General features: G+C 68.4%; 10 protein-coding genes. 5 read left to right on the forward strand and 5 right to left on the reverse strand.

What is annotated here, in order from left to right:
* The first annotated feature begins 6 nt into the window (after nt 1-6).
* The 4 genes from GNX71_RS31870 (at nt 7) to GNX71_RS31885 (ending at nt 3,774) form a co-directional block, all read left to right on the forward strand.
* The gene (locus tag GNX71_RS31870; RefSeq protein ID WP_241027104.1) at nt 7-1,275 is read left to right on the forward strand and encodes an aconitase family protein; all 1,269 of its coding nucleotides are present in this window, start codon (nt 7-9) and stop codon (nt 1,273-1,275) included.
* On the forward strand, nt 1,272-1,778 hold the full coding sequence (locus tag GNX71_RS31875) for a 3-isopropylmalate dehydratase (protein ID WP_206176101.1): 507 nt from the start codon (nt 1,272-1,274) through the stop codon (nt 1,776-1,778). The genes GNX71_RS31870 and GNX71_RS31875 overlap by 4 nt, the downstream gene beginning before the upstream one ends.
* 68 nt (nt 1,779-1,846) lie before the next feature.
* Nucleotides 1,847-2,728: an isocitrate lyase/PEP mutase family protein gene (locus GNX71_RS31880; RefSeq protein ID WP_206176102.1), complete on the forward strand. Its 882-nt coding sequence runs from the start codon at nt 1,847-1,849 to the stop codon at nt 2,726-2,728.
* 44 nt (nt 2,729-2,772) lie between these two features.
* Nucleotides 2,773-3,774 (forward strand): tripartite tricarboxylate transporter substrate binding protein, encoded by a 1,002-nt coding sequence (locus tag GNX71_RS31885; protein ID WP_206176103.1) that lies wholly within the window; start codon nt 2,773-2,775, stop codon nt 3,772-3,774.
* A 24-nt stretch (nt 3,775-3,798) separates the two neighbouring features.
* On the opposite strand, the gene GNX71_RS31890 is transcribed toward GNX71_RS31885, so the two are convergent.
* The 5 genes from GNX71_RS31890 to xylF all read right to left on the reverse strand — a co-directional run bounded on the left by GNX71_RS31890 (nt 3,799) and on the right by xylF (nt 10,637).
* Complete coding sequence (locus tag GNX71_RS31890; protein ID WP_206176104.1) at nt 3,799-6,270, reverse strand: membrane-bound PQQ-dependent dehydrogenase, glucose/quinate/shikimate family; 2,472 nt, start codon at nt 6,268-6,270, stop codon at nt 3,799-3,801.
* Between the two features lie 72 nt (nt 6,271-6,342).
* Nucleotides 6,343-7,500 carry an ROK family transcriptional regulator gene (locus GNX71_RS31895; RefSeq protein WP_206176105.1) on the reverse strand — a complete coding sequence of 386 codons (1,158 nt, stop codon included), beginning with the start codon at nt 7,498-7,500 and terminating at the stop codon, nt 6,343-6,345.
* 13 nt (nt 7,501-7,513) lie between these two features.
* Nucleotides 7,514-8,314 carry an ATP-binding cassette domain-containing protein gene (locus GNX71_RS31900; protein ID WP_206176106.1) on the reverse strand — a complete coding sequence of 267 codons (801 nt, stop codon included), beginning with the start codon at nt 8,312-8,314 and terminating at the stop codon, nt 7,514-7,516.
* Nucleotide 8,315: 1 nt separating this feature from the next.
* Nucleotides 8,316-9,506 carry an ABC transporter permease gene (locus tag GNX71_RS31905; protein ID WP_206176107.1) on the reverse strand — a complete coding sequence of 397 codons (1,191 nt, stop codon included), beginning with the start codon at nt 9,504-9,506 and terminating at the stop codon, nt 8,316-8,318.
* A gap of 108 nt (nt 9,507-9,614) precedes the next feature.
* The gene (gene xylF, locus GNX71_RS31910; RefSeq protein ID WP_042577497.1) at nt 9,615-10,637 is read right to left on the reverse strand and encodes a D-xylose ABC transporter substrate-binding protein; all 1,023 of its coding nucleotides are present in this window, start codon (nt 10,635-10,637) and stop codon (nt 9,615-9,617) included.
* A 218-nt stretch (nt 10,638-10,855) separates the two neighbouring features.
* Between xylF and GNX71_RS31915 the strand changes: the two genes are divergently transcribed.
* Complete coding sequence (locus tag GNX71_RS31915; RefSeq protein ID WP_206176108.1) at nt 10,856-11,272, forward strand: surface-adhesin E family protein; 417 nt, start codon at nt 10,856-10,858, stop codon at nt 11,270-11,272.
* Nucleotides 11,273-11,311: the final 39 nt, after the last annotated feature.

Below are 11,311 nucleotides of genomic sequence, written 5' to 3' on the forward strand. Positions count from 1 at the left end.
CAGACGATGACGGAAAAGATCCTCGCCCGCGCCGCCGGCAGGCCGGGCGTGGTGCCCGGCGAAGAGATCACGGCGCGGCCGGACTTCGTGATCGCCTACGACTTTCCCGGCTACACCGATGTGTTCTTCAAGGAAACGCGCGAGGACTTCGGGATCGAGAAGGTGTCCAGCCCCGAGCGCTTCGTGCTCTTCATCGACCACATGGTCCCCGCCACCGCGCCCAAGGAAGAGGAACTGCACAAGATCACCCGCGCCTGGGGGAAGGAACAGGGCGTGCCGGTGCACGAACGCGAGGGCATCGGCCACCAGGTGGCGGCCGAGCTGGGCTACGCCACGCCGGGCGCATTCGCCGTTCACTTCGACGGCCATGTGAGCCAGCTGGGGGCCTTCGGCACCTTCGCCTTCGGTGCGCGAAAGGGCGTGCTCGAGTCCTTCGTGACCGAGACGCTCACCATGACCGTGCCGGCAAGCGTGAAGGTCGAACTGACGGGAACACTCCAACCCGGCGTGATGGCGCGCGACGTGTTTCACCACATGGTCCGCGTGATGGGCCCGGCCTCCTGCCGCTTCAAGGTGGTGGAGCTGTGCGGGCCGGTGATCGACGCGATGAGCATCGAAGGGCGCCAGACCATCTGCGGCCAAGCCATGTTCCTCGGCGCGACCACCATGCTCATCGCGCCCGATGCCAAGACGCTCGCCTATGTGCAGGGCCGCTCGAAGATCGCGCTCGCGCCCGTCTACCCCGATGCCGGTGCGCACTACGACCAGGTGGTGACGATCGACGTCACGACGCTGGAGCCCATCGTCGTGATTCCGCCCAGCCCCGCCAACACGCGGGACCTGAAGGATTTCACCGGCGTGGAGGTGCACACCGGCTACCTCGGCTCGTGCGCGAGCGGTCGGCTCGAGGATCTGCGCATCGCGGCCGAGGTGCTGCGAGGCCGTCACATCCAGCCGGGCTTTCAACTGCACGTCGTGCCGACGTCCAAGGCCATCATGGCGGCCGCTGCGCGCGAAGGGCTGATCGAGGTGCTGGTCGAGGCGGGCGCCTTCATCAGTTCGCCCAGCTGCGACTATTGCTTCGGGCGCATCGCCACCATGACCGACGGCCAGCGCGCCGTGTCCACCGGCACGTTGAACACGCCGGGGCGCATGGGCAGCGTGGATTCGGAGATCTACATCTGCAATGCGGCGGTGGTGGCGGCCTCCGCGCTGGAAGGCCGCATCGCCGACCCGCGTCCTTATCTGGCGCAGGCCGCGGGAGCGCTCGCATGAGCCTGGCGAACCTGCGCGGCCGCGCGGCCTGGGTCTTCGAGGAAGACGACTACGACATCGACCTCATCGTCGGCGTGCGCAACATCAAGATCACCGACGTGAAGGAACTGGCCGCGCTGGCCATGGCCGACTACACCCCGGGCTTCGCGGCCACCGTCGGCCAGGGCGACCTGCTGATCGGCGGCCACAACTTCGGCTACGGCCACCCGCACTATCCGGCCATGCGCGCGATGCGGCACCTGGGCATCGCCGCGGTGATCGCCGAATCGTTCTCGCCCGGTTTTTTCCGCGGCGAGACGAGCATGGGCTTTCCGCTCATCAGCTGCCCGGGCATCCGCGCAGCAACGGCGCGCGGCGACGAGCTCACGGTCGACTGGGGCACGCGTGAAATGAAGAACCTGCGCTCGGGCCAGACCCTGATGCTGCAGCCCTTCTCCGATTCCGAGCGCGGCATGCTGGATGCGGGCGGGCTCATTCCCTATCTGAAACGCCGCACGGCCTGACCTTTTCTGCAAGCCCATGGCGCAGCGCCCATGCCGGGCCGCAGCGCAATTTTTTCAGGAGACAAACGATGACCTCATCTCGCCAGGCGCTGCGCCAGCGCATCACCCACGGCCCGACCCTCTGGTGCGGCGGCGCGCAAGACGCGCTGTCGGCACTGCTGGTGGACCAGTCGGACTTCGACGGCATCTTCAGCACGGGCTTCGGCATTTCCGCCGCGCTGCTGGGCCAGCCCGACATGGAGCTGTACACGCTCAGCGAGAACGTCGCCACCGTGAACCGCATGGCCAACGTCGTGCGCAAGCCGATCTTCGTGGACGCGGACACGGGCTACGGCAGCGTGCTCAACGTGGGTCGGGCCGTGCGCGAGTTCGAGAAAGCCGGCGCTGCGGCGCTGCAGCTGGAAGACCAGGTTAGCCCCAAGCGCTGCCCCGCCGCCGCGCCGACGTCCACGCTGGTGTCGATGGACGACGCGATCGCGCGCATCAAGGCCGCGCTCGACGCGCGCACCGACCCCGACCTCGTGATCGTCGCGCGCACCGATGCCCAGGACCCCGCCGAAGCGCTGGAGCGCGCCGCCCGCTACGCCGAAGCGGGGGCCGACCTGATCCAGCCGATCTCGCGCACCTTCGGCAGCTACGAGCAACTCGTGCAGCTGCGCGAAACCTGCGGCCGACGGCTGTCGCTGATGCTGATGGCCGGCACCTGGATGACCGCGCTGACCCGCGAGCAGATCGAGAGCGTGACGGCGATCGCGAGCTATCCGATCGCGGGCCTGCTGACCACCGTGCACACGGTGCAGGCGAACCTGCGCGAGCTGGCGCGCCGCCGCTCGGGCGATTTCTCCGGCCTGCCTTTCGCGCAGACGCCGATGGCCGACTTCAAGGACCTCATCGGCTGGCACGCGCTCGAAGAACGGCAGGCCCGCTACGAGACCGGCGGCGGCCGCTGAGCCCGGCCTCTTCGTTCCCCCCAAGAAAAACCAGGAGCAAAAACGTGCGTACTCTCACCCTCATCGGCCGTGCCGTCGCGGCAGGAACACTGGCCTTGGGCCTGGGCACTTTCGCCATGGCGCAGGACGGCGCCGGCGCCTTTCCGACCAAGCCGATCCGCCTGGTGGTGCCTTATCCGCCGGGCGGCGCGACCGACGTGGCCGCGCGCATGCTGAGCCCGCGCCTGCAGGAGGAACTGGGGCAGACCGTCGTGGTCGAGAACCGCCCCGGCGCGGGCGGGAACATCGCGATGATCAACGTGGCGCAGAGCCCCGCCGACGGCCACACCCTGGCGGTGACGCTCACGGGCATGCTGTCGATCAACCCGGTCATCTACAAGAAGGCGGGCTTCCAGGCCTCGGACTTCGTGCCGGTGTCGCGTGTGTCGCTCGCGCCGCTGCTGCTGGTGGTGCCCGAGAAGTCACCCTACAAGAACGTGCAGGAGCTGCTGGCCGCGGGCAAGAAAGCCGGCAAGGGTGGGCTGCCCTACGGATCGGCCGGCGCGGGCGGGCTGTCGCACCTGGCGTCGGAAGCCTTCAACGCCAACGCCGGCGGCAACTTCACGCACGTGCCCTACAAGGGCGGCGCGCCGCTGGTGCAGGCCTTGATGGCCAGCGAAGTGACCTGGGGCCTATTAGGCACCGGCGACGTGCGCAGCTTCATCCAGTCGGGCAAGCTCAAGGCCATCGGCCAGTTGCGCAACGGCCGCTCCGAGCTGTGGCCCGACGTTCCGACGCTCACTGAGCAGGGGGTGCCCGGCGGCGTGGACTTCGATGTGTGGTTCGGCGTCGTCGCTCCCGCGAAGACGCCCGCACCGGTCGTCAAGCTGCTGGGCGAGAAGATCGCCAAGATCACCGCCGAGCCGGCTTTCCGCAAACGGCTCAATGAACTGGGCGGCGTGGCGCCGGCGACCGGCAACACGCCCGAGGCTTTCGCCGAGGTGCTCAAGCGCGAGCTGGCCATCCTGCCCAAGGCCGCGCAGGAGGCGGGATTGCAGCTCGACTGAGGCCGGTCCGAGCGCGGGTCGCGCCTATCGCTTGGGCAGCGCGTACGCGATTACATGGTCGCCCGTGCGCGTTCCGAGCGAGCCATGTCCGCCCGCCGCCACCACCACGTACTGCCGCCCATCGCTGCCCCGATAGGTCATCGGCGTGGCCTGCCCGCCCGCGGGCAGGCGGCTGCGCCACAACTCCTTGCCATTGCCGACGTCGTACCCGCGCACGTACTGGTCGAGCGTGCCCGAAAGAAACGCCACGCCGCCGGCAGTCATCACCGGCCCGCCGAGATTCGGCACGCCCATCGCAAAGGGCAGCGGCAACGGCGAGCTGTCGCGCACCGTGCCGTTCTTGTGCATCCAGACGACCTTGCCGCTGCGCAGGTCCGCGCCCGCCACATGCCCCCATGGCGGCGCCTGGCACGGCAGCCCCAGCACCGAGGTGAACGGGTTGAGCTTGATCGCGAACGGCGCGCCGAAGTTCTCGTTGAGCGCCGGCAGGCTGCCGGTCGGCTGCCCCTTGCCCTGCACATAGCGCGTGGTGTCGTCCGCACGCGGCACCAGCCGCGAGACGAAGGCCAGCGACGCCGGCGTGGTGAAGGCGATCTGCCGCTGCGGATCGACCGCGATGCTGCCCCAGTTGAAGACGCCGAAGTTGCCCGGATAGATCAGCGAGCCCTGTGTCGACGGCGGCGTGAAGCGGCCCTCATAACGCAGCCGGTGAAACGCGATGCGGCAGGCGAGCTGGTCGAACACCGTCGCGCCCCACATGTTGGCCGGCGTGAGCGCGGGCGGATCGAACGAGAGCCCCGACACCGGCTGCGTCGGCGCGGTGCGGTCGCCCGTGGCCGCGCCCTGCGGCGCGGGCCGCTCGTTCACCGGCACGATCGGCTTGCCGTTGCGCCGGTCGAGCACGAAGAGCTCGCCCTGCTTGGTCGGCTGCACCAGCGCCGGGATGGTCTCGCTGCCCACGCGCAGGTCGATGAGGCTCGGCTGCGCGGGCACGTCGTAGTCCCAGAGGTCGTGGTGCACCGTCTGGAAACTCCAGCGCACGCGCCCGCTCGCCAGGTCGAGCGCCACCACCGACGACGAATACCGCTCCGCGCCCTCGGTGCGCTTGCCGCCCCATTGGTCCGGCGGCTGGTTGCCGGTGGGCACGTAGACCAGCCCCAGCGCTTCGTCCACGCTGGAGATCGACCAGCTGTTGGGCGAGTTGACGGTGTAGGTGCGGTCGGCCGCGATGGGCGCGGTTTCTTCGGGGTTGCCCGAATCCCAGTTCCACACCAGCGCGCCGGTGTTCACGTCGAAGGCGCGGATCACGCCCGAGGTTTCCTTGGTCGAGACGTTGTCGAGCACCGTGCCGCCCACCACGATGAGCGAGCGCGTCACGACGACGGGCGAGGTCGAGTAGTACGCGCCCAGGCTCACGTTGGGCATGTTCTTCCAGAGATCGATCTGCCCGCTGCCGCCGCCGAAGGCCAGGCAAGGCTTGCCGTTCTCGGGGTTGAGCGCGAGGACGCGACCGTCGGCGGTGGGCATGAAAAGCTTCGCGTCGCAGTCGCCGGCTGGTGCCGAAGGTGAAGGGGATGGCGCCGATGCGGCGGCGGGTTGCGCCGCGCTGCCCGCGTAGTAAGACAGGCCCCGGCAGGTCAGGTGCTGCAGCGCGAGCGGGCGCTTGATCTCGGGCGTGTAGCGCCAGAGCTGCTCGCCCGTGGTCGCGTTGAGTGCCACCACCGCCTGGTGCGGCGTGCAGAGGAAGAGGCGCTCGCCAATCTTCAGCGGCGTGACTTCGAAGGTCGTCTCTTCCGGATCGCCGGGCTGACCGCGCACGTCGCCGGTGCGGAAGTGCCAGGCCTCTTCGAGCTGCGCGACGTTGGCCGGCGTGATCTGGTCGAGCGCGGAGTAACGCTGGCCGAAGCCGGTGCCGCCGTAGGCGGTCCAGTCGTCCTTCGGCGCGGGCGGACTGGAGAGTGCGGTGGCGGTGGCGGCGGCCGTTGCGTTGCCCGATGCGTCGGGCAGCGGCGCGATGCCTTCGATGCGCCCGGGCTCGCGCGTCCACGAGAACACCGCCGCCAGCAGGAAGGCTGCGAGCACCACGCCGAGCGCGGCGCGTGTGCGGCCGATGCCCGTTGCATCGCGTTGCGCGAGTGCACGCGCCACCCAGGGCGTGAGGAGAAACAGGCCGACCACGAAGAACACGTCGCCGCGCGCGGCCAGCGGCCACCAGTCGAAGCCCACTTCCCACAACGCCCACACCAGCGTGAGCAAGACCACCGCCGCATACAACAGCAACCCGATGCCGCCACCACGCTGGAGCAGCAAGGCCGAGGCGATGAGCCCGAGCCCCGCGACGAGGTAGTACCACGAGCCGCCGAGCGCGATGAGCCATGCGCCCGCGACCGCGAGCGCAAGGCCCGCGAGACCGATGACTACGGCGACCACGACAAGCAGGGTGGAGGGCGACGATGACCCGGCGGGCTGGGTGAACTGGGCGGAGGAACGCGTCATGGCCTGGACTCCCGAAAGACGGAATCCTCGAACGTTAGGGCATCGATCGCGCGCCGCGCGTAGGCCGATGGCTCAGGCCGTGGCTGAAACCTGTGCGGCGCGTGCGCGCCGCGTTCTCGCATCGGGTTGCAGCGGCCTTAAGTATTCGTGCAATGCCAGTGCCGCGGCGCCGACCGCGGGCGCGAGCTCTTCATAGCGCGCGGTGCGCAGGTCGGGCGCGGGCATGCCTGCGCCATCGGCGTGGCGCTTCACCGCCTCGAACGCGGCCTGCACGAAGCCTCGATGCGCTGCGCACGACTTGCCGCCGAGCACGATCGCGCGCGGATTGAAAGTCACCCACAGGTTTTGCAGCAGCACGCCGAAGAAGGCCGCGGCGCGCGGCATGTCCACGCCCTCGCGCTCCAGCGTGCGCGAGCCGAAGAAGGCCTCGGCGCACCCGCGCCGGCCGCACGAGCACAGCGGACCGTCGAGTTCGAGGATCGTGTGGCCGATCTCGCCCGCCATGCCCTGCGCGCCGGTGAAGAGGCGGTCGTTCAGCACCACGCCCGCGCCCACGCCGACGTCGCAGCTCACGAAGATCAGCGGGTCCTCGCCCTCGCCCGCGGCGAATTCGTATTCGCCGAGCACGGCCGCATCGGCATCGTTCTGCAGCTGCACCGTGACGTGGGGCAGACCCACAGCGGCGAACGATGTCTCGAGCGCGGGCAAGAGGCTCACGTTGCGCCAGCCGAGGTTGGGCGCGAAGCGGACGACACCGGTGCAATCGTCCACCGCGCCCGGCACGCAGACGCCGATGCTCGAGAGGCTCAGGCCCAGCGCATCGAGTTGCCTGTGCGCGGCCGAGGCCATGCGCGCCACCTGCGCGCACACGCCGGCGGGCGAGCCGTCGGTGAGCGCGTGGGTGTTGGAGTACAGCACCTCACCCTGCAGCGAGACGCACACGAGCCGCACGGTCTCCACCGCGATCTCCACGCCCATCAACGCGCGCACGTCGACGTTGATCTGCAGCGGCGTCGACGGTCGGCCGAGGCCGTCGTTCACCGCCGCATCGGATTCCTTGAGCCAGCCTTCGTCGAGCAGCTCGCGCACCAGCAGGCTCACGGTGGATTTCGTGAGGCCGCTCTCGGTGGCCAGCCGTGCACGCGAGAGCCCCGGCTGCGCGCGCAGCAACCGCAGCAGCACGCTGCGGTTCATGCGCTTCAAGAGCTGCTGGTCGCCGATGGTCTTCATGTCGCCGAACGGTTCAGGCGGTCGCTGCGGCCGTTGCTGCGTGATGCGCCTGCTCTTTGCCTTCGGGGCGCTTGCCCGCGATGATCATCCCGAGCACCTCGTCTTCGGTGACGTCTTCGGTGCGGTAGGTGCCCACGAGCTTGCCGTTCTTCATGACCGCGAGGCGGTCGCTCAGCGAAAACACGTCGGGCATGTCGTGCGTGATGAGGAAGATGCCCACGCCATCGGCCTTGAGCTGCTTCACGAGGCCGCCGACCATCGCGGTTTCTTCCGGGCCGAGCGCGGCGCAGGGCTCGTCCATGATGAGGATGCGCGCATTGAAATACAGCGCGCGCGAGATCGCCACCACCTGCCGCTGGCCGCCCGAGAGTCGGCGCACCGGCACGCGGATGTTGGTGAAGTTCTTGTTGAGGCGATGGAACACTTTTCGCGCCTGCACTTCCATGAAGTGGTCGTCGAGCGTGTTCCAGCGCGTCATCTTCTCGCGGCCGAGGAAGAGGTTGGAAACCGAGTCGAGGTTGTCGGCGAGCGCGAGCGTCTGGTAGATGGTCTCGATGCCCTGGCCCTGCGCCTCGGCGGGGGTGCGGATGTTGACCTTCTCGCCGGCGATGAGCGTGTCGCCCGAGTCGATGGGATAGGCGCCCGCAAGCATCTTCATCAACGTGGACTTGCCCGCGCCGTTGTGGCCGAGCAGCGCGACCACTTCGCCGGGGTAGAGGTTGACGCTCACGCCGTCCACGGCCTTGACGCCGCCGAAGGATTTGCGGATCTCGCGCAGTTCGACGAGAGGTTTGGAGGTGTCGATGTCGGCCATGTCAGTTCTCCCCGAACTTGCGGCGATAGAGCACGTCGAACACCACCGCCACGATCAGCACCTGGCCGATGATGACCATGCGCTTGCCGATCGGCACATCGAGCAGCAGCATGCCGCTGTCGAGCGACTGCATGATGAGCGCGCCCAGCACCGAGCCGAAGATCGAGCCGCTGCCGCCCGCGAGCGCGGTGCCGCCGATGACGGCCGCCGCGATCACGTAGAGCTCCATGCCGGTGCCCAGCGAATTGGTGCCCGCATTGAGCCGCGCGATCGACACGATGGCCGCGACGGTGACCAGCACTGCCAGCAGCGCGAACAGCATCAGCGTCACGCGCTTGACCGGAATGCCCACGAGCGCCGCCGCATCGGGGTTGCCGCCCATCGCGAACACATAGCGCCCGAAGCGCGTGCGGTGCACGATGAACGACAGCACGATCGCCACCACCGCCCAGATGAGCACCGGAATCGGAATGCCCTGCGGCTCCGACTTGGACGAGATCTGGTAGTTGTTCATGACCGCCGCGAAGCCGAAGACCACCGCCACCGGCACTGCCGTGATGAGCACGTCGAGCCACAGCGCCTCGGTCGGCATCTCGTAGCGCTGGCGCGCGCGGCGCTTCTGCACCATGCGGCCGAAGAGCACGAGCGCCACCAGCGCCGCGATCACCCAGCTTGCCGTGGTGCCGACGCCGCCGTCATAGCCGCCGCCCAGGCGCTGGAAAAATTCGTCGTTCACCGGCTGCGTCTTGCCGTCGGCCACGAGGAAGGCCGCGCCGCGGAACGACATCAGGCCGCCGAGCGTGACCACGAACGAGGGCACGCCGAGCACGGCCGTGAGCCAGCCTTGGTAGATCGAGACGAGCAGCGCCACGGCGAGCCCCGCGAGGCAGGCCGTGGGCCACGACCAGCCGGAGGTGTATTGCAGGTACGCGATGAGCACGCCCACGAAACCCATCACCGAGCCGACCGACAGGTCGATGTGGCGCGCCACGATGATCAGCACCATCACGGTGGAGACGATGCCCACCACGGCGGTCTGCTGCGCGACGTTGTAGAGGTTCTCGGGCGAGAGAAACACGCCGCCCGACATGATGCTGAAGGCCACCGCCATGACGACCAGCAGCACGCACATCAGGATCAGGCGCAGGTCGACGCCCGTGCGGCGCCACCATCCCGGAGTTTGGTTGCTCATTTTTCGGTACCCCCCTTGAGGCGATGCAGCGGATGCGCGACGGCGTCCCGGCCGGGCCTCACAGCCCGGCCTGACACATTCATCGTGCGGGTTGAAGACTGGCCCGGCTTACTTGCAGGCCGCCGGCGCGCTGGCGGCCGGGACGCCCTTGCAGAGCTCGTCCTTCTTGATCCAGCCGGCCTTGACCACGACGTCGAGGTTGTCGCGCGTGACAGGCACCGGCGTGAGCAGGCGTGAGGAGAGCGCGACCTTCTTCGGGCCCGAGTTCCACTGCGCGGCCTTCTCGACCGGCTTGCCCTGCGAGAGCGAGATGGCCGCGGTGGCGGCTTCGCGGCCGAGCTCGCGCGAGTCCTTGAAGATGGTGGCGGTCTGCGTGCCCAGCGCGATGCGGTTGAGCGCCGCGAAGTCCGCGTCCTGGCCCGACACCGGCACGCCGCGCAGGCCCTTGGCCGTGAGCGCCGCGACCGCGCCGCCGGCGGTGCCGTCGTTGGCAGCCACCACCGCGTCGACCTTGTTGGCGTTCTTGGTGAGGATCTGCTCCATGTTCTTCTGCGCGACCTCGGGCTTCCAGCCTTCGGTGTATTCGTCGCCGACGATCTTGATGTCCCCCTTCTTGATGGAAGCCTCGAGCACCTCCTGCTGGCCCGCGCGCAGGAAGTCGGCATTCGGGTCGCTCGGCGAGCCCTTGATGATCACGTAGTTGCCCTTGGGCTTGACCTTGAGCACCTCGCGCGCCTCCATGCGGCCGACCTCGACGTTGTCGAAGGTGATGTAGAAGACGCCGGGCGCTTCGATCAGGCGGTCGTACGCGACGACAGGCACCTTCTGGCGCGTGGCCTTGGTGATGGCCGGCAGGATCGCGTCCTTGTCCATCGCGAGCACGATGAGCGCCTTGGCACCCTTGGACATCAGGCCCTCGATGTCGCCCAACTGCTTCTCGGGCGAGCCGCCCGCATCGGCGCTGATGTACTTGGCGCCGAGCTTCTCGAGCTGCGCCTTGATGGCGGCCTCGTCGGTCTTCCAGCGCTCTTCCTGGAAATTGGACCAGCTCACGCCGACCACGGTCTGGGCCAGTGCGCTCACGGCGGTGAGGCCGAAGGCCATGGCGGCCAAAGTTTGTTTGAGTTGCATCGGTGTCTCTCCTGCCGTGTAAGAAATTAGTTAGTTTGAAAGGCGAACTAACTATCCCATCGCAGCCGGATGATTGGCATCGGGGAATTCCCCGAGCGGCGCTGTCCGACAGGCGCGTGCCGCAAAGAACGGTAAATTGATGTTTCAGCGGCCGGCCGGCAAGGTCGGCTTTTTTTGAGCCCGGCACGCACCCCGTGCCGTTCTTTCGGAGCGATGGCGTGAGGTACTGGTTGATGGCGATCGGCCTGCTTGGCGGCATGGTCCATGCGCAGTCCGCGTGGTTCACGGTGGTGGGCGATCCGCAAGACAAGGCGGCCGACACCGTGCAGGTCGATCCGTCCGGCGCCGCGGCGGCGGAGCCCGCGCGGCAGGGAATGAACCTGCGCGTGAATCGGTCCACGCCGCGCACCAACTGGGAGGGCGTGCCCTACCGCTCCTACGAATCGCGCGTGGTGTTCGACTGCCAGGCGCGGCGCGCCTCCTACGTGGCCGCGCGCTTCTACATCGAGCCCTTGTGGCAAGGCGAGCCTCACCACGTCGCGGACTACGGCGACGCGCCCAAGCCCATGCTCTTTCGCGACATGAAGCAGAACCCGACGGCGCGCATCGTGCGCGCCGCATGCCGGTCGAGCTAGATCCGTCCTGCCAATCGATACTGATACGATTTTTGGCAC

The organism is Variovorax sp. RKNM96 (assembly GCF_017161115.1).
Lineage (GTDB): Bacteria > Pseudomonadota > Gammaproteobacteria > Burkholderiales > Burkholderiaceae_C > Variovorax.